Source organism: Bradyrhizobium sp. U531, assembly GCF_051710265.1.
Taxonomy (GTDB): domain Bacteria; phylum Pseudomonadota; class Alphaproteobacteria; order Rhizobiales; family Xanthobacteraceae; genus Bradyrhizobium.
Genome location: NZ_JASVEN010000008.1, coordinates 157,796 through 180,269, shown reverse-complemented (window position 1 = coordinate 180,269; position 22,474 = coordinate 157,796). Strand labels below are relative to the sequence as shown.

The window sequence follows — 22,474 nt, the reverse complement described above, 5'->3', positions numbered from 1 at the left end:
GGCGCAGATCGTCTGATCTATCGATCGTGCGCATTTCGCCTTGTGGACCATCGGGCGACCTCCGGCGACCCCCGGTTTAGTACCGCTGGTGAGGGGGAGCGGACACCCGAGAGCGCCCAAACCAGCGCCGGATGATGAGTACACCCCTGCAACGCAACGATTTGAACGCTGCAACCCATCACTGCGACCAAGACCGTGAGGCCTTGGGTTCGCAGCGAGAGGGTTCATGACGCGTCGTCGTTTGGCATTGGCTGCGGGCCTCGCGCTCGCGATAGCGACGTCGCTTGCCACGCCGGGTCTTGCCCAGAAGAGCGATCTGTCGGCGCAGAGCGCGCGCATCAATGCGCTCCGGAGCGCCGGCAAATATTCGGAGGCGCTGCCGCTGGCGCAGGCGATGGTGGCCGCGCTCGAGAAGACCAGCAACAACCGCGACCTTGCCGCCGCGCTCAACAATCTTGCGCAGATCCAGGCCGACCAGGGCCACGACGATCAGGCCGAGCCGCTTTACAAGCGCGCCATCGCGCTGATGGAAAAAGGGACCGGGCAGGGCAGCGTCGAGATCGCGCCGCTGCTGAATAATCTCGCGGCGCTCTATCAGCGGCAGAGCCGCTTCACCGAAGCCGAGCCGCTGTTCAAGCGCGCGCTGGCGGTTCGCGAGCAGGCGCTGTCGCGCGAGCATCCCGACGTCGCCCAGTCCCTCAACAACCTCGCCACATACTATGTGAAGCAGCAGCGTCAGGCCGAAGCCGAGCCGCTGTTTCAGCGGGCGCTTGCGATCTACCAGAAGGTCGGCGGCCCCGAGCATCCCGCGGTCGCAACGCTCCTGAATAATCTCGGCCAGCTCTACCGCGACCTCAATCGCGACGCGGAGGCCGAGGCGCCGATCAAGCGTTCGCTCGCGATCCGCGAGAAGGTGCTTGGTGTTGATCACCCCGACGTGGCGCGCTCGCTGAACAATCTCGCCGGGCTCTACGAGCACCAGCAGCGCTATGCCGACGCCGAGCCGCTCTATCGCCGCGCGCTTGCCATCCGCGAGCGGGCGCTCGGACCCGATCATCCCGATGTCGTGACCTCGACCAGCAATCTCGCTTATTTCCTGAACGTCTCCGGGCGTACGGCGGACGCGCTGCCGCTTGCGGAAAGGACGCTTGCGACGAGCCGCGCGCAGCTGCGCGTGGTGATGCCGGTGCTGTACGCCGCCCGCCAGCAATCCCTGCTGCCCGGAGACAGGGCGCTGGACGAGGCGCTCGGTGCGATCCAGCGCGGCACGCAATCATCCGCCGCCTCCGCCGTGAACAAGCTCGCGGTGCGGCTTGCCGCCGGCAGCGATCGGCTGGCCGAGCTGGTGCGCCGCGAGCAGGATCTTGCGTCAGAATCCGAATCGCTCGACAAGGCGATCGTCTCGGCGGTGTCGAAGCAGGCCGGGCAACGTGACCTCCAGGCCGAGCAGCGCAGCCGCGCGCGGATCGCGACAATCGCGAACGAGCGAGCGGCCTTGCAGAGGACGCTCGCCGTCGAGTTTCCCGACTATGCCTCGCTCTCCAATCCGCTGCCGCTGGCGGTGAAGGACATCCAGCCGCTGCTGTCTGCCGACGAGGCGATGGTGGTCTATTCCGTCGGTGACAAGCAGAGCTATGTCGTTGCGATCACGCGCGACGGCGCCGATTGGAAGGAGATCGCGCTCGGCACGGATGCGATGACGCAGAAGGTCACGGCGTTCCGCAAGGGGCTCGATGTCGGCAAGGCGCGCGATGCCTCCGGCAAGTCGGGCCTGTTCGATCTCGCGCTCGCCAACGAGCTCTATGTCGCGCTGCTCGGTCCGGTCGAGGCGATGACGAAGGACAAGCGTAATTTGCTGGTGGTGCCGTCGGCGGCCCTGACGGCTCTGCCGTTTCATCTCCTGGTGACGGAGAAGCCGCAGGCCGCGATTCCGGACAGGCTCGAAGGTTATCGTGATGCCGCCTGGCTGCTGCGGCGCCAGGCCGTCTCGGTGCTGCCCTCGGTGATTTCCCTGAAATCGCTGCGTGCCTTTGCCCGCAAGGATCAGGGCGTCAAGCCGATGACAGGCTTCGGCGATCCCGTCTTCAATCCCGCGGCCGAAGGACCCGGCGACCGTCGCGCGGCCGGCGGCAAGGTCGCCGCGCGCAGCATTGCGACGATCGCCTATACCGATTTCTGGCGCGGCGCCGGTGTCGATCGCGCGCAGCTCGCGAAAGCTCTGCCGCAACTGCCCGACACCGCAGACGAGCTGAATGCCGTGGCGCGGGATGTCGGCGCCACCGAAGCCGACATCCATCTCGGACGCGATGCCAGCGAAACGACGCTGAAGCGTGCAGCGCTTGCTCAATACGGCATCATCTACTTCGCCACCCACGGCCTCGTCGCCGGCGACGTCAAGGGATTGGGCGAGCCTTCGCTTGCATTGTCCATTCCCGATCAGCCGTCGGAGCTCGACGACGGTCTTTTGACCGCGAGCGAGGTGGCTCAGCTCAAGCTCAACGCCGATTGGGTGGTGCTGTCCGCCTGCAACACGATCGCCGGCGACAAGCCCGGCGCCGAGGCGCTGTCGGGATTGGCGCGCTCGTTCTTCTACGCGGGTGCGCGCGCGCTTCTGGTCTCGCATTGGGCGGTGGATTCGGAAGCCGCCACCCGCTTGACCACATCGACTTTCGACCTGCTCAAGAACGAACCTGGGATCGGTCGTGCCGAAGCCCTGCGCCGCGCGATGTTAACTTTTGTTGACGACACCACCTCGCCGCGCAACGCCTATCCCGCGATGTGGGCGCCGTTCGCACTGATCGGCGAAGGCGAGGTAAGATAGAACGCTGCGGTGAATTGTGCGTCGCAACAACACGGAGAAACGCGCAAAGTGGCATTTGGTTGCGCGATCATTTGCGTTTTCTCGTCACGCGCGTTCAGGGCTGACATGCGCGACGTTTGGCGCGGTCCTTGAATAAACCAAATCCTGCGGGATCGGCTTGGCAACGCCAGCGTTCATCATTATTAGGTCGTTCAGCCGAGGCCGAATGGCCCATTAATCACGGTGACTGCGATGGCGCCCAAACTTGGTCGCGCTTGGTGTCGCGGGTTCTAGGAGGACTTCTTCGTGCAAGAGACGGGCGTGCGCAACGGTGCCTTCGGCGCCGACAAATTCGGCTTAAAGAATCTCAAGCAGGTTCACTGGAACCTCGGTGCGCCGCAGCTCTATCAATACTCGCTCGCTGCGGGCGAGGCGGTGCTGTCCGCCGACGGCGCGCTCTGCGCCGACACCGGCGAGTTCACCGGGCGCAGCCCGAAGGACAAGTTCACGGTGCGCGACGCCACCACCGACACGAAGATGTGGTGGGCCGGCAACCAGTCGATCACCGCTGAGCAGTTCGAGACGCTCTACCAGGACTTCCTCAAGCACGCCGAAGGCAAGAAGCTGTTCGCGCAGGATCTCTACGGCGGTGCCGACCCGGCCTACCGGATCAAGACGCGCGTCTTCACCGAGCTTGCCTGGCACTCGCTGTTCATCCGCACGCTTCTGATCCGCCCCGAGGCGATCGAGCTGTCGACCTTCGTGCCGGAGCTCACCATCATCGACATGCCGAGCTTCCGCGCCGATCCCAAGCGTCACGGCTGCCGCTCGGAGAACGTCGTCGCGATCGACTTCGCGCGCAAGATCGTGCTGATCGGCGGCTCCTACTATGCCGGCGAGATGAAGAAGTCGGTCTTCACCACGCTCAACTATTACCTGCCCGAGCGCGGCGTGATGCCGATGCACTGCTCGGCCAATGTCGGCGCCAAGGGCGACACCGCGATCTTCTTCGGCCTGTCCGGCACCGGCAAGACCACGCTGTCGGCCGATCCGAACCGCACGCTGATCGGCGACGACGAGCACGGCTGGGGCCCGAACGGCGTCTTCAACTTCGAAGGCGGCTGCTACGCCAAGTGCATCAAGCTGTCGCAGGAAGCCGAGCCCGAGATCTTCGCGGCCTCGACCCGCTTCGGCGCGGTGCTCGAGAACTGCGTGCTCGACGAGGACACCCGCATCGTTGATTTCGACGACGGCTCCAAGACCGAGAACACGCGCTCGGCCTATCCGCTCGACTTCATCCCGAACGCCTCGCGCACCGGCCGCGCGCCGCAGCCGAAGAACGTGGTGATGCTCGCCGCCGACGCCTTCGGCGTGCTGCCGCCGATCGCAAAGCTCTCGCCGGCGCAGGCGATGTATCACTTCCTGTCCGGCTACACCGCCAAGGTCGCGGGCACCGAGCGCGGTCTCGGCAACGAGCCGCAGCCGGAATTCTCGACCTGCTTCGGCTCGCCCTTCCTGCCGCTCGACCCATCCGTCTACGGCAACATGCTGCGCGACCTCATCGCCCAGCACAATGTCGATTGCTGGCTGGTCAACACCGGGTGGACCGGCGGCAAGTACGGTGTCGGCTCGCGCATGCCGATCAAGGTGACCCGCGCGCTGCTCACCGCGGCCCTCGACGGCAGCTTGCGCAACGTCGAATTCCGCACCGACAAATATTTCGGCTTCGCCGTCCCCACTGCGCTGCCGGGCGTGCCGGCCGAGATCCTCAACCCGGTCAACACCTGGAAGGACAAGGACGAGTTCGACAAGACCGCTCGTGCGCTGGTCGGCATGTTCCAGAAGAACTTCGCCAAGTTCGAAGCCCAGGTCGACGCCGACGTGCGCGCGGCCGCTCCGGACGTGAAGCTCGCGGCGGAGTGAGTTTTCGCAAGACGTGATTGAGGCGAAGGGCGGCTGATCAGCCGCCCTTTTCTTTTTGCGGCCTGAGCATCGTCAGGCTGCTTGGCCTCAACGTCTCGCCGTCACGCCGGGGCGGCCGCTTCTTCGTCGGCCCTAAGAATGGCCGGTCTGGCTAGCCCGTGCATTGCTTGCGATATTCCGCGGGAGTCGCACTCATGTGCCTGCGAAAGATCCGGTTGAGATGGCTCTGGTCGGAGAATCCGCTGAGCAGGGCGATCTCCTTCAGTGCAAGGCGGTCCTTGCGCAAATGTTCGCAAGCGCGCTTCACCTTGCGCGTGAGGACGTAGGCATGCGGGCGCATGCCATAATGCACCTGAAACTTGCGGGTGAACTGCACCGGCGTGCAGTTGCAGATGTTGGCCAGTTCGTCGAGCGTGATATTCCGGAAGATGTTCTGCTCGATATAGTCCTCGATCATCCGCGCATGCGCCGGCCTGAAGCGTCCCTGCGCACAAGGCAGCTTGAACTGCACGGAGGCATATTTGCGCAGAATGTGGACGCTCGCCTGAAGCGCCATGGCGTCGTAGCAGAGCCGGCCGCCCGGACCTCCTGCGGAAACCTCCTGCACCATCTGGTCAGCGATCCAGGTCAGGACCGGATCCTCGATCCTGAGCAGATCATGAAGCTCGACACTTTCGGTGTCCTGGTCAAAAGCCTCGCTTGCGGTCTTCGCCATGAGACCGGGCGAGATGTAGAAATGACTGACCTCGACGTCATGGCACCATCGCCAGTTCGAAGGTTCCGCGCGCGTCAGGAGCGTTGTGACGCCGCGGCCGACCTGATCCTGCTTCCAGGATCCGGTCACGCGGCGGTTCATCGCCGTGGTGCCTTCGCGATAAATCACGATCAGAAAATTTTCGGACGGCGGCACCCAGATATCGGATGGCCCATAGCGGAACACGCGGAGCCGAAAATCGGCTTTTCCCACCGCTGAACTGTCCAACATCATTTCGCCGGGAGCATAGCGTGGCAGCTCCTCGACCGTGATGAACTGCCCCATCGCGCGAGCCTCCTCCCTGGAGTTCTGGCTTGGTCCGCTGCTTGTTGTTCTCGTTGGCCGATCGGCAAGGCAGAGCATAGGCCGGATTTGCCATTTGCCAAGCGAGCTCGGGCGCGGTCGGCGCCGGCTTCCGGCTTCATTCAAAGGATTGTCGGTTTTGTTCAAGCCGGGAGCGCAGCCCGCCTCATAGCCTCCCTCGCGTTCCCGCCGGTGCGGAAAAACGGCGAAAAGCCGCAGGCAATCGTGGGACCGACAAATGACGCGATGCACGATCATCCGATCACTGGACGGGTGGGGAAGGCCGCGCGCTGTAGAAAGATTTGGGAGGGAAAAATGGCAGAAGCGGCGACCAAACTCGGTGGAAGCGACGGCGCGCAGGTAACGGCGAAATTGGACGCCGTGGTTGTTGGAGCCGGCGTCGCCGGGCTCTATCAGCTCTACCGTCTGCGCGAACAGGGATTGAAGGTCAGGGCGATTGACGCGGCTGCAGGCGTTGGCGGCACCTGGTATTGGAATCGCTATCCCGGCGCCCGCTTCGATTCAGAGAGCCACATTTACCAGTATCTGTTCTCCGAGGAGCTCTACAAGGGATGGAGCTGGAGCGAGAAATTCCCCGGCCAGCCGGAAATCGAACGCTGGCTCAACTACATCGCCGACCGCCTCGATCTGCGCAAGGACATCCAGTTCGCCACGGTCGTCGAAAGCGCCCATTTCAACGACGCCACACAGCGCTGGCTGGTCACGACCGACAAAGGTGACGTGATCGACACCCAGTTCCTGATCACCTGTTGCGGCATGCTCTCCGCCCCCCACGTGTCGTTTCCGGGACAGGAGACGTTCAGGGGGCAGTTGTTCCACACCGCGCGCTGGCCCAGGGAGCCGGTCGAATTCGGCGGCAAGCGCGTCGGCGTCATCGGCAACGGCGCGACCGGCATCCAGGTCATCCAGACGATCGCCGGCGAGGTCGGTCATCTGAAGGTCTTCGTTCGCACGCCGCAATACATGATTCCGATGAAGAATCCCAAGTACAGCGAGGAAGACGCGCAAGCCTACAAGTCGAAATTCCAGCACCTCACGGAACGCCTGCCGCATACCTTCACCGGATTCGAATATGATTTCGAGCACGCCTGGGCCGGCCTGACACCGGAGCGGCGCCGGGAGGTAATCGAAGATTGCTGGAACGACGGCTCCCTGAAGCTATGGATATCGTCCTTCGCCGAGTTGTTCTTCGACGCCGAGGTCAACGCCGAAATCTCGGACTTCGTGCGCGAGAAGATGCGCGAACGACTGAAGGATCCGAAGCTGTGCGAGGCCCTGATTCCGGCCGATTACGGTTTCGGGACGCATCGGGTGCCACTGGAGCAGAACTTTCTCGAGGCCTTCCATCGGCCCAATGTCGAGATCGTCAGCGTCAAGGCCAATCCGATCGAGCGCGTGACGCCCACGGGTATCCAGACCGCGGACGGGACGATCCACGAGCTCGACGTCATCGTTCTGGCGACCGGATTCGACGCGGGAACCGGCGCGCTGACGCGCATCGATATCAGGGGCCGCGACGGGCGGTCGTTGAAGGAGGATTGGAGCAAGGATATCCGCACCACGATGGGCCTGCAGGTTCACGGCTATCCGAACCTGTTCACGACAGCAGTGCCGCTGGCCCCGTCGGCCGCGCTCTGCAACATGACCACCTGTCTCCAGCAGCAGGTCGAATGGATCGACGATTGCATCAGGTTCTTGCGTACGAAGAACCTGAATGTGGTCGAGCCGACCAAGGATACCGAAGACGGATGGGTGGCGCATCACGATGAGACCGCCAATGCGACGCTGATCGCGAAGACCAATTCCTGGTACCTGGGATCGAACGTGGAGGGTAAACCGCGCCGCGTTCTGTCCTATTGCGGGGGCGTCGGCGCCTATCGGCAGAAATGCGACGAGGTCGCTGCCGGCGGCTACCAGGGTTTTACCATGAATTGAGTGCTCGCGAGCGCTGCATCGACGCAATTCATCCAATACAACGGGAGGACAACAATGAGCACGAATTTCGGTGCCGCCGCAGACGCCGTTCTCGAAGGCGTCGTCACGTCCACGCCGCGTGTGCCCGGCGTCGTCGCGATGGTGACGAACCGCGATCGCAACATCTACGAAGGCGCCGCAGGGAAAAGGCGTCTCGACCAGCCAGCCGGGATGACCACCGACAGCATCTTCGCCATCTTCTCCACGACGAAGGCGATCACCGGCACGGCCGTGCTGCAACTCGTCGAAGAAGGCAAGCTCGATCTCGACGCGCCGGCCAAGCGCTACGCTCCTGATATCGGCAAGCTCCAGGTCATCGAGGGCTTTGATGCCGCGGGTGAGCCGATGCTGCGGGCGCCCAAACGGGACATCACAACGCGGATGCTGATGACGCATACCGCCGGCCTCAGCTACGACTTCATCAACCGCACCTACAACCGCCTGGCCGAGGAGAAGGGCCAGCCCAGCGTCATCACCGCTTCCAAAGCCTGCCTGATGACGCCGCTGCTGTTCGATCCGGGCGAGCGTTGGGACTACGGCACCAATCTCGACTGGTGCGGCCAGATCGTCGAAGCCATCGCCGGGCGCCGGCTTGGAGAGGTTTTCAAGACGCGTATCTTCGAGCCGCTCGGAATCGAGAGCATGACCTTCGAGCTGACCGACGCCATGCGCAGCAAGCTGGCGGGGATACACGCGCGCGGCACCGACGGCTCGTTGACGCCGATGGATTTCGAGCTCCCCGCCAAGCCTGAAGTGCACATGGGGGGCCACGGCCTTTACGGCACGGTCGGCGATTACATGCGCTTCATCCGGATGTGGTTGAACGACGGTGTCGGCGAACATGGCCGCGTGCTGAAGGCGGAGACCGTGCGCATGGCGGAGAAGAATCATCTCGGCGACAAGAAAGTGACGCCGATCACCGGCGTCATCCCGGCGCTGTGCAATGATGCCGAGTTCTTCCCGGGCCAATCAAAGTCCTGGGCGCTCTCGTTCATGATCAACGACCAGGAAGCACCCACCGGGCGTCCCGCCGGCGCCCTCGGCTGGGCGGGCCTTGCCAACCTGTTCTATTGGATCGACCGTCAGAACGGGTTCGGCGGGTTCTGGGCCACGCAGATTCTTCCGTTCGGCGATCCAACGTCGTTCATCGGTTACATGAACTTCGAGACGGCGTTCTATCAGAGCCTGAGGCAGCGAATGGCGGGTTAGGAGCCTCGGCCAAGAACGGACGAGGGGCGCAGATGGCTCACGCCTTGAAATACGCGATCTGCGTGGTCGTCGCGAGCAGCCGGCCGTTCGGCGACCACAGCTCGGCGTTCTGGTCGGCGTAGCTCTTGTGCATGATCTTGGAATCCGCCGTCGCCAGCACGCGCGTGACGTCCTCGGCGGCGAGCTCCTCGCTGTCGGTGTGGAAATAGGTCGTCAGCGACACCGTGCCGAACGGCACCAGCTCGCGCCTGGCGTGGAAGATGCGGCCGAAGAAGGCGTCCGACATCGACATCAGCGAGGGCATGTCGAGCTTGCGCGGTTCGCGATCGCTGATCCAGAGCTTGGAGTATGTGCCGTCGAGCGTGGCTTGCGGCGGGCCGATCCGCATCTCGCCCTCGACGAAGCGGAATTCGTACTGGTTGGCCCAGGACGCCTTGATCTTCGGGAACGGCAGCGTCTCCTCGAACGGCCTGGCCTCCGGCGCCTTCGCCACCCGGTGCTCCCAGGACGGCCGGCGCTCGGCGAACACCGCGGTGGCGAGCGTCGCGACCTCGCCGCCGCCCTGCGACAGTTCGACACTCCAGTGCTGGCTGGAGCGATTGGCCTTCACCAGGCGGATGTCGAGGTCGAACGGCCCTTGCGCGATCGGAGCGCAGTAATTGACGGTGAGCGCGAGCGGATCGCCGGCGGCTTGCGGATGCTCGATCAGCGCACGCAGGATGGTCGCGGCGGTGGCGCCGCCGAACGGGCCGACAAAGGCCCAGTAATCGTCGCTGGTGTGCCCCTGCCAGCTGCTATCGCCCGCGGTGATGCGGGTGGCGTCGTCGAAGGGGTGCGGAAGCTTGGCGTGCATTGGTGGTCCTTGGTGCCGGCCTCACCGTCATTGCGAGCGCAGCGAAGCAATCCAGAATCTTTCCGCGGGGACAGTCTGGATTGCTTCGCTGCGCTCGCAATGACGGCATTTGAGGTCAGGGCGTCCGCATCACGGGCGCGCTCTGGGGATGATGGAGATCATATCATCTCCATCCGCATGGAATGCAATGACCTCGCAGATAAACCCCGCTTCCGTGCAGCGGAAAAATCAGCCCGCGACGTCGCGCAAATCCGGCAGCAGCGGCGTGGTCGGGTTGACCGGCACGTTCCAGATCTCCTCGGCGTATTCGCGGATGGTGCGGTCGGATGAGAACCACGCCATGCGCGCGACGTTGAGGATGGAGGCGCGCGTCCAGGCCGGCGTCACCTGCCAGCGCGCGTCGACGGCGCGTTGCGCCTCGTAATAGGAATCGAAATCGGCGCTGACCATGTAATGGTCGAGATAGCGCAGCGCGTGCGCGATGGATTCGAACCGGCCGGGATCGCCCGGCGAGAACTCGCCGCCGCCGATCGCGTTGATGGCGCGCTGCAGCTTCGGCGAGTTGAGGATCACGTCGGAGGCGTCCAGCCCCTGCTTGCGGCGGATCATCACGTCGCCGGCCTCCATGCCGAAGATCGCGATGTTCTCGTTGCCGACATGGTCGCGGATCTCGATGTTGGCGCCGTCGAGCGTGCCGATGGTGATGGCGCCGTTGAGCGCAAGCTTCATGTTGCCGGTGCCGGAGGCTTCCATGCCCGCCGTCGAGATCTGCTCGGAGAGGTCGGCCGCGGGAATGATCACTTCGGCGAGGCTGACATTGTAGTCGGGCAGGAACACGACCTTGAGCTTGCCTGCGATCTCGGGGTCGTTGTTGACGACCTCCGCGACGTCGTTGATCAGCTTGATGATCAGCTTGGCGTAGCGATAGCTCGCAGCCGCCTTGCCGGCGAAGATCTTGACCCGCGGCACCCAATTGCCGTTCGGATCGTCCTTGATCGCCTGGTACAGCGCGACGGTCTCGATGATGTTGAGGAGCTGCCGCTTGTATTCGTGGATGCGCTTGATCTGCACGTCGAACAAGGCGGTCGGGTCGACCTTGATGCCGAGCCGCTCGCCGATCAGCCGGGCCAGCGCGGTCTTGTTGTGCAGCTTGACGGTGCGGAACTTCTTCTGGAATTCGACGTCGCTGGCCCGCGCCTCGATCAGCGAGAGCTGCGAGGGATCGTCGAGCACGGCCTCGCCGCAGGTCTCGCGCAACAGATCGGTCAGCTTCGGGTTCGCCAGCATCAGCCAGCGGCGGAAGGTGATGCCGTTGGTCTTGTTGGTGATGCGGCCGGGATAGAGATGGTTGAGGTCGTGGAATACGGTCTCGCGCATCAGGTCCGAATGCATCCCCGAGACCCCGTTGATGCGGTGCGAGCCGACGAAGGCGAGCTGGCCCATGCGCACGCGGCGCCCGCTCTTCTCGTCGATCAGCGAGACCGAGGCGCGGAAGTCGATGTCGCCGGGGCAGCGCGCCTCGGCCAGCGCCAGATGTTGCACGTTGATGCGGTAGATGATCTCGAGATGCCGCGGCAGCAGCCGCTCGAACAGCTCGACCGGCCAGGTCTCCAGCGCTTCGGGCAGCAGCGTGTGATTGGTGTAGGAGAGGGTGGCGACCGTGACTTTCCAGGCCTCGTCCCAGCGGAAATTATGCAGGTCAACCAGGATCCGCATCAGCTCGGTGACGGCAAGGCTCGGATGGGTGTCGTTGAGCTGCACCGCGACCTTGGCTGACAGGCTGCGCAGCTGGCCGTCGGAGGCGAGGTGCCGCTTGATCAGATCCTGCAGCGAGGCCGAGACGAAGAAGTATTCCTGGCGCAGGCGCAGCTCGCGGCCCGCCGGACTCTCGTCGTTCGGATAGAGGAATTTGCAGATCGCCTCGGCGCGCGACTGCTCGGCGCTGGCGCTGACATAGTCGCCCTTGTTGAAGGCATCCAGCTTGAGCGGATCGGGCGAGCGCGCAGACCACAGCCGCAGCGCGTTGACGTGCTGGCCGCGCCAGCCGACGATCGGCGTGTCATAGGCGATCGCCTGCACCGTCTCGCCCGGATGCCAGATCGCGCGGTCGCGCCCCCTGTCGTCGACATGCTCGACGGTGCCGCCGAAATTGATGTCGTAGATCACCTCGGGCCGCTGCAATTCCCAGGGATTTCCGAAGCTCAGCCATTCGTCCGGATATTCCTGCTGCCAGCCCTGATTGATGATCTGGCGGAACAGGCCGTAATCGTAACGGATGCCGTAGCCGATCGCGGGGATCGACAGCGTCGCCATGCTCTCCATGAAGCAGGCGGCGAGCCGCCCGAGGCCTCCATTGCCCAGCGCTGCGTCCGGTTCGCATTTGCGCAGCTCCGGCAGCGAGACGCCGAGATCGCCGAGCGCGACCTCGAAGATCTTTAGGAGGCCCATGTTGTTGAGCGCGTCGCTGAACAGACGGCCGATCAAAAATTCGAGCGAGAGATAATAGACGCGCTTGCGCCCGGCATCGTAGCTGTGCTTCTCCGCCGTGAGCCAGCGATGCACGATGCGGTCGCGCAGCGCCAGCGCCGCGGCCTGGTACCAGTCGTGCCTGGTCGCCATGCCGGCATCCTTGCCGATGGCAAGCCGCAGCTTCGCCAGGATCGCGCCCTTGATCTCAGTCAGCGCGAGCTCGTCGATCGGCGGCGTCGGGGCGGCAGAACTGGGCTGGAACGATTGATCTTGCAAAGCCGTCACTTCCTGGTCGAAAGAACACCACTTAACCCTACGCGTCCTGCCCGGTCACCGGAACAGTCACTGGAGCGACCGTGCACTGCGTTGGCGTAAATTTATGCAAGGAACGGGCCGCTTTGGGAACCCGGACGAGCACGGAGAAACCGGGATTTCCGTGCTAGATTGCGCATCAATTCAGCCATCAGTGTGGAGGAACATTCCCATGACACTGCTGAAGGCCCGACTGCCGAAGCTGCGACTGGTGAAGCGACTGCTGATCGAAATCGCCGCGGCGGCCCTGCTCGTCATCTGCATCAGCGCCTCCAGCGCGGCGCTCGCCGACGGCAAGCCCGGTCGCAGCGCCGACGGCCTGAGTTGCGGCTTCACTGTTCCGCAGAATGCCTCGCCCACGGCCCGCTGCGCCGCCATCAAGCGCCAATGCGGCGGCAAGTTCTACGCGAATGCGTGCGGCACGAGGCTGATGTCCGCGGTGAATTGAGCGGCGGCAGGTCCGTCAATCCGGGGCCGGCTTCAGGCCGCTTTGGCCTGCACCGCATCGCAGAATTCGGCGAGACGATCGGCGAGCCGCAGCGTTGCCGGGCTCGCATCGGGCGATGCCATCAACGCGACCTCGGTCTTGTTGATCGGGGCGAATCCTTCCCTGGCCGTCAGCACGCGATGATCGGATTGGATCGACATCTCCGAGAGGATGCTCAGCCCCATGCCCGCCGCGACCGCGGCCTGGATGCCGGCGAGGCTCGATGAGGTGTAGGCGGTGTGCCAGGCGCGGCCCGCGCTTTCCAGCGCATGGATGGCGCCGGCGCGGTAGATGCAGCCGAGCGGAAAGCCGATCAGCGGCACCGAGGCGACGTCGACGACGTCGATGGGATGGCTCTTGCTGGTCACCCAGTGCACCCGCTCCGGCCACACCGCGATCGCGCCGTTGGCGCCGGCCTCGCGCTTGTAGAGCGCAAGGTCGAGTTCGCCGCGCTCGAGATCGCGCGCCAGGTACTTGCTCTGGTCGGCGCGTACGTCGAGCCGCAGGCCGGGATGCGAGCGTGCGAATGCGCCGAGCAGCTTGGTCAGCCGGTACGCCGCGAAATCCTCGGGGATTCCGAGTCGGATCGCGCCTTCGCTGTTCGGTTGGCGCAGCACGTCGCGCGCCTCCTCGGCCAGGGAGAGCAGACGGCGCGCGTAGGACAGCAGCCGCTCGCCGGCCTCGGTCGGGCGCACGGTCTTGCCGTCCCGATGCAGCAGCACCTGGCCGATGTCCTCCTCCAGCCGCTTGATTTGCTGGCTGACGGTCGATTGGGTGCGGTGGACGCGTGCGCCGGCCCGGGTGAAGCCGCCGGCCTCGACCACCGACACGAAGCTGCGCAGCAGCTCGAGATCGAGCATGGCGGCCTCCATTCGAAAATCCACTTATGTGAAGTTAATCATTTAATTTACAAATGACAAGTGCCGTCCCTAGATCGAGGGCCTAGGAGATCACCCATGTCACTCGCCCCCTCGATTTCGGTGCCGCGCAGCCGCTTCAACACGCTGCCGCTCGCCATCGGCCTGTTCTGCCTGCTCTGGAGCTACGCCTTCGTCGCCGGCAAGATCGGCGTCACTCACTGCCCGCCGCTGATCCTGCTCGCCGCGCGCTTCTCGCTCGCCGGCATCCTGATCCTGGGCGCAACGCTGATCCGCGGCGAGGCCTGGTCGCTGTCCTGGCGCGACGCCGCGATCTTCGCGGTGCTCGGCATCGCCAACAACGCGCTCTATCTCGGCCTCGGCTACACCGGCCTGCAATCGGTTTCCGCCGGCCTCGGCGGCCTGATCGTCTCGGCCAATCCGGTCTTCACTGCCGCGCTGGCGGCGCTGCTGCTCGGCGAAGGCATGACCTGGCGCAAGGCCGGCGGTCTTTCGCTCGGCATCATCGGCGTGACCCTGATCGTCTGGCATCGCCTCGCGGTCGGCACCGATTCCCTGCACGGCATCGTGTTCACGCTGGCCTCGCTCGCCTCGATCGTCGCCGGCACCATCCTGTTCAAGCTGCTCTCGCCGAAGGGAAGCTTGTGGATCGGCAACGGTGTGCAGAATCTCGCGGCCGGCATCGTGCTGACGCCGGTCGCGCTTACCTTCGCCGACATCCACGCCATCGATTTTACGCCGGGCCTGATCGGCGCCTTTGCGTTCCTCGTGCTCGGCGGCTCGATCCTGGCCTATTGGCTCTGGTTCCATCTCCTGAAAGTGTGCGGCGCCACCGCCGCCAGCGCCTATCATTTCCTGATGCCGCCGCTCGGCATGCTGTTCGCGTATCTCGTCCTGGGTGAGCACGTCGAGGCGCGTGACCTCCTCGGCATCATTCCGGTCGCGCTCGGCATCTACCTGGTGACGCGCCCCGCAAAGCCCGTCGTGTAAGAGGAGAATTCCCATGCCCATTGCCATCACCCTGATCGGCGGCCCGACGGCGCTGATCGAGATCGACGGCTTCCGCCTGCTCACCGATCCCACCTTCGATGCGCCCGGCGCCTACCAGCTGCCGCATGTGAAGCTGGAGAAGACCATTGGTCCCGCGATGAAGCCCGATGCGATCGGCCCGGTCGATGCCGTGCTGCTCAGCCACGATCAGCATTCGGACAATCTCGACAATTCCGGCCGCGACTATCTCCACAAGGTCAAGCGCGTGCTGACGACGGAGGCGGGCGCAAAGCGCCTCGGCGGCCATGCCGAAGGGCTCGCGTCCTGGGCGACCGCGCATTTGAAGGATCGCGACGGCAACACGCTGACCATCACCGCGACGCCGGCACGCCACGGCCCGGCCGGCATCGAGCCGCTGTCGGGCGACGTCATCGGCTTCGTCGTGCAGTCGAGCCGCAAGGACACCAGCGCGGTCTATATCAGCGGCGACACCACCTGGTTCGACGGCGTCGCCGAGGTCGCGCGCCGCTTCAAATGCGGCGTGGTGATGCCTTTCGCAGGCGCGGCGCAGACGCGCGGGCCGTTCCATCTCACCATGGATACCAACGACACCATCGAGACCGCGCGCGCCTTCCCCGAGGCGACGATCGTGCCCGTGCATACCGAAGGCTGGGCGCATTTCCGCCAGAACGGCGAGGATCTGCGCAAGTCCTTCGACGTGCTCGGCTTCGGCACCCGGCTGCGGCTGCTCGAGCCGGGCGTGCCGACGGTGGTGGAGGCGCCGTAATCTCCACTGCCTCCGCTGTCATGCCCCGGCTTGACCGGGGCATCCAGTACGCCGCAGCGGATGTTGCAAGAGTGAGCTCCCTAACGCTGGCCTCTGGAATACTGGATCGCCCGGTCAAGCCGGGCGATGACGAGAGAGAACGGCGCGTGACCGCGGCCCTCAATCCTTCCGGAACACGATCGAGGCCATCCATCCCGTCATCAGCGCCATCGCGGCGGTGGCGAGGCCGTAGATCAGGCCGTTCTGCCGTGCCGTCGTTGCGACGAACTGCTCGAAGCCGACCTTGACGATCTCGAATGCGGTCTCGGTCTTGCCGATGAACGCGCCGTTCGCGAACAGCTTGATCTCGACCTCATAGGTGCCGATCGGCACCTCCGCCGGCAGCGGAATGCCGGTACGGAACAGCGTCGGCGTCAGGAACGTCACGGCGCTTCCGTCCTCGCGATAGAGCCCACGCTGGGTGCGCAAGCGAATGAACGCGGACCGGAAAGCATCGTTCGGCACCACGTCGGCGAAGTCGCCGCTGACCCGCTGCGTCAGCAGCACGTTGTTCAGCCCGATCTGCTGCCGCCGCGCAATCTCGGGCGAGGTGATGGCCTCGAAGGGCCGGTTGGCGAACAGCGCCAGATAGCTCGGCACCTGCAGGAATTGCCGGTAGTCGGTGTTGATCCAGATGCCGAAGGTGCGTTCCTTCCGCCGCGTCACCATGTCCGCGCGCGGACCCATCACGGTGACCACGAGATCGTAAGACGTGCGATCGGCGGGCGTGGTGGCGTCCTTCTCGACCGAGCCGAACAGCACCAGCTCCTCGCCGGAATAGTTCGGCGTCACCGTAACGCGGTGGTTGGAGACCGAGACGATCAGCCGCTCGGCATGCGCGACCGAGCCGAGCAGCAGGACGACCAGGAGTGCGAGCGGCGCGCGCCTCATCCGCTCACTCCGAGTTCGCGGATGGTGAAGAGGTCCGCCGGGCGGATCACGAGCTCGATCGCAAAGCGAATTCCGACCGAGAGGATCAGAAGGCCGAGCAGCAGCCGCAACTGCTCGCCGCGGATCTTCTGGCCGGCACGCGCCCCGAACTGCGCGCCGGTGACGCCGCCGACCATCAGGATCAGCGCCAGCACGGCGTCGACGAGGTGATTGGTCACTGCGTGCAGCATGGTCGCGAACAGCATCGTGACGAGGGTCAGCACCATGGAGGTCCCGATCACGGTCGAGGTCGGCACTCTGAGCAGGTAGATCATGATGGGCACGAGAATAAAGCCGCCGCCGATGCCCATGATGGCGCCGATGAAGCCGATCAGGATGCCGACGACCACCACGGGGATGACCGAGAGGTAGATCTTCGAGCGCTTGAAGCGCATCTTCAGCGGCAGGCCGTGGATCCAGTTGTGGGTACGGCGCGGCGGCACCGCACCGCGCCGGGTTCGCATCAGGGCGCGCAGGCCTTCGGAGAACATCAGGCTGCCCACGGTCGTCAGCAGCACCACGTAGGAGAGCGCGATCATGAGGTCGAGCTGGCCGAGCGCACGGAGCTGCGTGAAGGTCCAGACGCCGAGCGCCGTGCCGGTCACGCCGCCGCATAACAACACGCTCGCCAGCGACGGATCGATCGCACGCCGCCGCCAGTAAGACAGCGCGCCGGAGAAGGAGGAGGCCGCGATGTGGCTCGCCACCGACGCCACCGCCACCGCCGGCGTGATGCCGATGAAGATCAAGAGCGGCGTCATCAGGAAGCCGCCGCCGATCCCGAACATACCCGAGACGAAGCCGACCGCGGCGCCCATCGCCAGCACCAGGAAGACGTTGACCGGAAGATCGGCAATGGGGAGGTAAAGCTGCATCGAGGGACCACGCTCCGGCGAGACGGATCAATCATCGCGGAATGCCCGCCGGACGGTCGGAACGATTGCCGCGCCCCTCAATAGCGGAATTTGGCGCGGGGCGGGACCCCAGAATTTCGAGCGTGGTGAATGAGGGAGGATCAGAACTGTGAGCTCAGGATCTCGCCATTCTCTCCGCTGTCATGCCCCGGCTTGACCGGGGCATCCAGTACGCCGTGTGCTTTGTTGTGAGAGCAGCTCCCTAACGCTGGCCTCTGGAATACTGGGTCGCCCGGTCAAGCCGGGCGACGACAAGAGGAGGGAGCGAGCGCTAAACGACTCAATGCGCCGCCGAAGCCGACCGCTTCGTCGCGACAGCCTTCGGCGCGGGTTTTGTGGCTGCCTGCGGCGCGCTGTCCCAGCCGCCGTTCGGGGCCGCAACGTTGACGGCATCGTCGGGCTGCGGCTCGGCGCTGAAGGTCTGGATCGCGAGCTTGGCGGCGGCGAGCGATTGCGGGTCGAGGCGCTTGGCGACGTCGTCGCGCTTGCCGGACGCATCCGCATCGCCCTGGGCGGCTGCCAGGCTGAACCATTTGTAAGACTCGGCGAGGTTCTGCTCGACGCCGATGCCGCGGGCATAGAGGATGCCGAGGTTGAACTGGCTATCGGCGACGCCGCGATCGGCCGCTTTCCGGAACCATTGCGCCGCGCTCTTGTAGTTGGCGCCGCGTCCGCCGCCATCGGCATCGAGCACCGCGAGATTGTGCATGGCCTTGGCGTGGCCGCGCTCGGCGGCCTGCGTGTAGTAGCGGCGGGCGATGTCGGCGTCCTTCTTCACGCCGAGGCCCTTCTCGTAGAGCGTGCCGAGGCGGAAGGTCGCGGGGATCACGCCGGCTTGCGCGGCGCGGTCGTACCATTTCGCGGCTTCGTCGTAATTCGTGGCAACGCCCTTGCCCTCGGCAAAGCGCAGGCCGATCTCGTAGGCCGCGGTCGCATCGCCCTTCATCGCGGCGGTGCGCAGGCCCGGGCCGCCGATGCCGTCAGGCAGCTTTTCGCTCGGCGGCACCTGGATGAGGCTGAGCTTGGCGCGGCTCGTGCCCGACAGCGCGCCGGTGACGTCGCTGCTCGCGGCAGGCGGCGGCACCGCTGCGGCGGGCGCCGGCGGAATTTCAACCGAGGCCGAGCTGGCCGGTGCGGGGGCGGCCGGTGCGGGGTTGTTCTGGGATTGCCGGCCGATCGGCGTCGGCGAGGTCATCGAGGGCGTGACCTGCTCGGGCGTGGCGGGCTTGTTCTCGATCACCGGCGGCGGCGGAGCCTGCGGCGCGGGCTGGCTCAGCGTGTTGTCCATGGCCTGCGGCGCCGGCGTCGGGCTGCCCTCGAGCAGGTTCATCGCCATCTTGAAGGTGCCGAGCACGATCACGACCACGCTTGCGCCGACCAGCAGCGAGCGGATCTTCGAGGTGATGGTCGAGCCGCCGTCCTTGCCCGCGTCCTTGGCGCGGTCGGCGCCGGCCTTCGCGCCACCCTTGGCACTACTCTTGGCACCGCGGGCCGGCTTTTCCGGCTGCGCGGCGGCAGCCTGGGCGGCACGGCGTGCGGCCGCGATGAAGCTCGACGACGAGGCCGGCTCTTTCGCAGCAGCGGGGATTTCGCTGATCGCGTTCTCGGAGGCGGCGATGCGCTCCGAGGGCGTAGCAACGCGCGCGCCCGGCCGCGTTCCCGGCTCGAGCGGATGATCCGGCGGCAATTCGGGCGCGAGCGCCGCGCGTGCCGTGTGCGGCTCGAGGATTTCGCTGATCGCACGCGGCGGCAGCGGCGGAGCCGACGGCACCGGCGGCGGCGCGGCGGGCGCGGCCGCGGCGTGGAATTCACGTGGCGCGGCGGCGAAAGCGGCCTGCGACGCCTGCGCTGCGGCAGGGTTCGGCAGCTCCGGCTTCGGATCGTATTTCGGCTGCGGTGCCTGCGGCGCCGGCTCGCGCATGACAGGCGCGGGCGCCATCGGAGCAGCCATCGGAGCGGCCATGGGCATGGCCATCGGCTGCGGCGCAGGGGCCGGCGGCGCCGTGCGCACGGCGCGCAGATCGCCCTCGATCATGGACAGGCGGTCGACGACATGGCCGAGCGCGCTATGGACGGCCTCGAGCGAGTCCTGGGTGCTGCGGTTGGTCTCGGCCTGGCTGAAGCGGATGTCGGACAGCTCGCGCTTGACGAGATCGACCATTCCGGAATCGGCGGGGGCCGCATTGCGGCTCTCGGCCAGCGCGGAATAAGTCGCCTGCTGCCGCTCCAGGTGCCTGAGAATGTCGTGCAGCCCGTCCTCGACGCGGCTCAGATTGCCGTTGCGCGGGTCGGAGGCGGATTCGATCCGCTCCAGGAGATACGAGACGCGCTGTTCGAGATGCGCGAAGGTGGAAGCTGAATCGTTGCCGACCTGCATGCGGTCGAAACGGTCCGACAACGCGCGGATCGCGGATTCGAGATGCTCGGTGCTTTCGGACGGCTGCGGCCGCTCGCGGGTTTCCAGCGCCGCGGTGAGCGCGGCGATGCGCTGTTCCAGCACCGCAAAGCTGTCGCCCTGGCCGGAGGGGCGGGTGACCTGGTCGACCTTGGACGACAGCAGCTGCACGTCCTCGGACAGACGGGCCAGCGCTTCGTTGGACGCGACGTTGGAGACGATGCCGCGCAATGCCGAGATCGCGCCTTCGAGCTGGCGCACCGTCGAGGGATCGTCGTTGGCGCGCAGGATCAGGTCGAGCTTGGCGCCGAGATTGCGGATCGCCTCGTCATAGCCGGTGAGCTGCTCTGCCGGCGTCAGCGTGCGCAGTACCTGCTTGATGTCGGACAGCGCGTGCTCGATGCCCGACAGCATTTGGCCGTCGGTGCCGTTGGAGCGGGTCTCGTCGATGCGCCGATGCAGCGAGCGGATCTCGTTCTCGAGCGATTCGATCGCGCGGCGCGGCATCGCCTCGGTGATGGCGGTGCGGATCTCGGCGAGCTCGCTGCGGAAGGCGTTGATGGCCTGCTCGGTATTGTCCGGCCGCTGCAGCGATTCGATCTGGCTCGTGATCTTGAGCAGATGGCGCTCGAGCGAGGAGAAATCCGGCCCCGGCTGCTGCGGCGGCGCATAGGCAGGCGCGGGCGGCGCCATCGGAGGTGCGAAAGGAGCCGCCGAAGGCGCAATCGACGGCGCGGCGCGCGGCGGCACCTGCCGCGGCGCGAAGCCGTCGAGCTCGCTCTGGCGCGCGGTGATCTCGGCGACGGCGACGTCGAACGACGCCGGGCTCAGGGGCGGGGCGTTGCGATAGACTTGAGCTGCCGCACGCTCGACCGCATCGGCCTGGCGCTGGCGCGTTTCAACGGGAGAGGGCGCAGGCGCCGGACGCGGTGCCTGAGGCTGCTGCGGCTGGGGCTGCTGCGGACGGGAGATCTGCGACAGCCGCGCATCGAGCCGCGAGATCGCGTCGTTGAGCTGGCGTGCGACGCCCTGCTCGCGCGAGACGTCCGGTCGCGACGATGCGTCCTGGCGCGGCGCGGGCTTTGAAATCCGTTCGATCTGCTGCGTGATCGCGTCGAGCCGCTGGTGGATATCCGCGACTTCGCGGCTCTCCTGGCTCGGTGCCTGGCCTGGCATTTGCTGCGGGCGCGGATCTTGACGCTGATCTTGATTCTGGCGCTGATCGTAAGGTCCGCGAAAGTTTGGCGGGGCAGATTCGCCGAGCGTGGAGTTCAGCCAGTCATTGAGCGACATGCCCGCGCGACGCGCAGCAGCTTCGGCCCGCTCCCTGACGGATGGATCGATACCGTCCACACTCCACGATACGCGCGAATTCATGACTCTGTCCGGTTCCGACTCCGGCGCCCCACCCGGCGCCTCCAGCCTTCCCACGCGTGTCCGTTGCAAAGACAATCGAATTTGACGCGGGTCGTCTGCCTCGAAAACCGACTTTTGTCCGTTACGGTAAATAACGAGTTAAGGAACGCGGTTGCCGGGGTCTTAAAGTTGGACGGGGGAACCGGTGGAGCATCCGGGACTACGTCACCGCGGCTTGCAGTAGTCCCCACACACTCCGCTGTCATCGCCCGCGAAGGCGGGCGATCCAGTACGCCGCGGCCTCTCGATTCCAGCCGCGCTGCCCCGGAGTACTGGATGCCCCGCCTTCGCGGGGCATGACACCGGAAAAGGTGGCGGAATCTCCTGTCCCGACGCCCCCTAACCCTTCTCCCGCTTGCCGTCCTCGATCGGCACCACCGTGGCCTTGCCGCTCATCGCCGAGAGCGCTTCCAGCGTCTCCTCGCAGAAATCGGCCACCATCTGCTCGTGGCGGGCGCCGAGGCGGAGCAGCAGCAAATTACCGAGATCGAGCCTTCCCTCCGCGGTGCCATCCGGAAAACGCTTCTTCAGGATGCGCTCGTAATTGGCGTGGCGGTCGCGGTGATGCTCCAGGCGGGCCATCAGATCGGTGCGCAGCGGCTCGATGTCGATGCTGTCGAGGGCGTGGAGGCGGACCAGGAGGTCGTCCTTGGTCGAGGCCGGCGTGCTTGGCCGCGCGGCCCAGTGCCGCAGTGCTGTTCGCCCCTCCGGAGTGAGCGTATAAACCAGCTTGTTGGGCTTGCCTGTTTGCACGACCTCGCGGCCCTGGATGTGGCCGCGGTCGCGCAGCTTGGAGAGCTCGCGGTAGATCTGCTGGTGGTCGGCCTTCCAGAAGAAGCCGATCGAGGAATCGAACGTCTTGGCGAGTTCGTAGCCCGTCATCGGGCGTTCCGTGAGGCATGCGAGGATCGCGTCGCCCAGGGCCATGACCGGCCTCCTTGTTTCATCCTCGACCATCTCGCTTGACTTTATGCGCATTGGCGCATATGCGTCAATGTGCATATGAGACAAGCCGGGCCG

Annotated in this window: 15 protein-coding genes; 7 read left to right on the top strand and 8 right to left on the bottom strand. The window is 65.5% G+C overall.

The window, feature by feature from the left end; all coding sequences use genetic code 11:
• Positions 1–226: 226 nt before the first annotated feature.
• Both QRQ56_RS29890 and QRQ56_RS29885 read left to right on the top strand, forming a co-directional pair.
• Positions 227–2,821 carry a CHAT domain-containing tetratricopeptide repeat protein gene (locus QRQ56_RS29890; RefSeq protein WP_438744819.1) on the top strand — a complete coding sequence of 865 codons (2,595 nt, stop codon included), beginning with the start codon at positions 227–229 and terminating at the stop codon, positions 2,819–2,821.
• Between the two features lie 285 nt (positions 2,822–3,106).
• Complete coding sequence (locus QRQ56_RS29885) at positions 3,107–4,723, top strand: phosphoenolpyruvate carboxykinase (protein WP_438744818.1); 1,617 nt, start codon at positions 3,107–3,109, stop codon at positions 4,721–4,723.
• Between the two features lie 151 nt (positions 4,724–4,874).
• Here the strand turns inward: QRQ56_RS29885 and QRQ56_RS29880 are convergent, their stop codons facing one another.
• A complete protein-coding gene (locus QRQ56_RS29880) occupies positions 4,875–6,038 on the bottom strand; it encodes a helix-turn-helix domain-containing protein (RefSeq protein WP_438744817.1) in 1,164 nt (387 codons plus the stop codon).
• 57 nt (positions 6,039–6,095) lie between these two features.
• On the opposite strand from QRQ56_RS29880, the gene QRQ56_RS29875 reads away from it, so the two are divergent.
• Complete coding sequence (locus QRQ56_RS29875; protein ID WP_438744986.1) at positions 6,096–7,736, top strand: flavin-containing monooxygenase; 1,641 nt, start codon at positions 6,096–6,098, stop codon at positions 7,734–7,736.
• A gap of 54 nt (positions 7,737–7,790) precedes the next feature.
• On the top strand, positions 7,791–8,984 hold the full coding sequence (locus QRQ56_RS29870; protein WP_438744816.1) for a serine hydrolase domain-containing protein: 1,194 nt from the start codon (positions 7,791–7,793) through the stop codon (positions 8,982–8,984).
• Between the two features lie 37 nt (positions 8,985–9,021).
• Here the strand turns inward: QRQ56_RS29870 and QRQ56_RS29865 are convergent, their stop codons facing one another.
• Positions 9,022–9,837 carry an acyl-CoA thioesterase gene (locus tag QRQ56_RS29865; RefSeq protein ID WP_438744815.1) on the bottom strand — a complete coding sequence of 272 codons (816 nt, stop codon included), beginning with the start codon at positions 9,835–9,837 and terminating at the stop codon, positions 9,022–9,024.
• A 228-nt stretch (positions 9,838–10,065) separates the two neighbouring features.
• Entirely contained in the window at positions 10,066–12,582 is a 2,517-nt protein-coding gene (locus QRQ56_RS29860; RefSeq protein WP_438744814.1) for a glycogen/starch/alpha-glucan phosphorylase, read from the bottom strand.
• Positions 12,583–12,790: 208 nt separating this feature from the next.
• Between QRQ56_RS29860 and QRQ56_RS29855 the strand changes: the two genes are divergently transcribed.
• Positions 12,791–13,066 (top strand): hypothetical protein, encoded by a 276-nt coding sequence (locus QRQ56_RS29855; RefSeq protein WP_438744813.1) that lies wholly within the window; start codon positions 12,791–12,793, stop codon positions 13,064–13,066.
• A gap of 32 nt (positions 13,067–13,098) precedes the next feature.
• Here QRQ56_RS29855 and QRQ56_RS29850 read toward each other — a convergent pair whose 3' ends face one another.
• A complete protein-coding gene (locus tag QRQ56_RS29850; protein WP_438744812.1) occupies positions 13,099–13,965 on the bottom strand; it encodes a LysR family transcriptional regulator in 867 nt (288 codons plus the stop codon).
• A gap of 96 nt (positions 13,966–14,061) precedes the next feature.
• On the opposite strand from QRQ56_RS29850, the gene QRQ56_RS29845 reads away from it, so the two are divergent.
• Positions 14,062–14,973 carry a DMT family transporter gene (locus QRQ56_RS29845; protein ID WP_438744811.1) on the top strand — a complete coding sequence of 304 codons (912 nt, stop codon included), beginning with the start codon at positions 14,062–14,064 and terminating at the stop codon, positions 14,971–14,973.
• A 13-nt stretch (positions 14,974–14,986) separates the two neighbouring features.
• A complete protein-coding gene (locus QRQ56_RS29840; RefSeq protein WP_438744809.1) occupies positions 14,987–15,760 on the top strand; it encodes an MBL fold metallo-hydrolase in 774 nt (257 codons plus the stop codon).
• Between the two features lie 159 nt (positions 15,761–15,919).
• Here QRQ56_RS29840 and QRQ56_RS29835 read toward each other — a convergent pair whose 3' ends face one another.
• The 4 genes from QRQ56_RS29835 to QRQ56_RS29820 form a co-directional block, all read right to left on the bottom strand.
• Positions 15,920–16,690, bottom strand: coding sequence for a TIGR02186 family protein (locus QRQ56_RS29835; RefSeq protein WP_438744808.1), 771 nt, complete (start codon positions 16,688–16,690; stop codon positions 15,920–15,922).
• Complete coding sequence (locus QRQ56_RS29830; protein WP_438744807.1) at positions 16,687–17,604, bottom strand: sulfite exporter TauE/SafE family protein; 918 nt, start codon at positions 17,602–17,604, stop codon at positions 16,687–16,689. The genes QRQ56_RS29835 and QRQ56_RS29830 overlap by 4 nt, the downstream gene beginning before the upstream one ends.
• Positions 17,605–17,923: 319 nt before the next feature.
• Positions 17,924–21,415, bottom strand: a complete 3,492-nt coding sequence (locus QRQ56_RS29825) for a hypothetical protein (RefSeq protein ID WP_438744805.1) — start codon at positions 21,413–21,415, stop codon at positions 17,924–17,926.
• 378 nt (positions 21,416–21,793) lie between these two features.
• Positions 21,794–22,381 carry a PadR family transcriptional regulator gene (locus tag QRQ56_RS29820; protein ID WP_438744804.1) on the bottom strand — a complete coding sequence of 196 codons (588 nt, stop codon included), beginning with the start codon at positions 22,379–22,381 and terminating at the stop codon, positions 21,794–21,796.
• Between the last annotated feature and the right edge of the window lie 93 nt (positions 22,382–22,474).

Coding starts and splice junctions, on each gene's coding strand:
- QRQ56_RS29825 (WP_438744805.1), bottom strand. CDS start 21,415: ATGAATTCGCGCGTATCGTGGAGTGTGGACGGTATCGATCCATCCGTC.
- QRQ56_RS29835 (WP_438744808.1), bottom strand. CDS start 16,690: ATGAGGCGCGCGCCGCTCGCACTCCTGGTCGTCCTGCTGCTCGGCTCG.
- QRQ56_RS29875 (WP_438744986.1), top strand. CDS start 6,096: ATGGCAGAAGCGGCGACCAAACTCGGTGGAAGCGACGGCGCGCAGGTA.
- QRQ56_RS29890 (WP_438744819.1), top strand. CDS start 227: ATGACGCGTCGTCGTTTGGCATTGGCTGCGGGCCTCGCGCTCGCGATA.
- QRQ56_RS29880 (WP_438744817.1), bottom strand. CDS start 6,038: ATGATCGTGCATCGCGTCATTTGTCGGTCCCACGATTGCCTGCGGCTT.
- QRQ56_RS29870 (WP_438744816.1), top strand. CDS start 7,791: ATGAGCACGAATTTCGGTGCCGCCGCAGACGCCGTTCTCGAAGGCGTC.
- QRQ56_RS29855 (WP_438744813.1), top strand. CDS start 12,791: ATGACACTGCTGAAGGCCCGACTGCCGAAGCTGCGACTGGTGAAGCGA.
- QRQ56_RS29865 (WP_438744815.1), bottom strand. CDS start 9,837: ATGCACGCCAAGCTTCCGCACCCCTTCGACGACGCCACCCGCATCACC.
- QRQ56_RS29830 (WP_438744807.1), bottom strand. CDS start 17,604: ATGCAGCTTTACCTCCCCATTGCCGATCTTCCGGTCAACGTCTTCCTG.
- QRQ56_RS29840 (WP_438744809.1), top strand. CDS start 14,987: ATGCCCATTGCCATCACCCTGATCGGCGGCCCGACGGCGCTGATCGAG.
- QRQ56_RS29850 (WP_438744812.1), bottom strand. CDS start 13,965: ATGCTCGATCTCGAGCTGCTGCGCAGCTTCGTGTCGGTGGTCGAGGCC.
- QRQ56_RS29820 (WP_438744804.1), bottom strand. CDS start 22,381: ATGGCCCTGGGCGACGCGATCCTCGCATGCCTCACGGAACGCCCGATG.
- QRQ56_RS29845 (WP_438744811.1), top strand. CDS start 14,062: ATGTCACTCGCCCCCTCGATTTCGGTGCCGCGCAGCCGCTTCAACACG.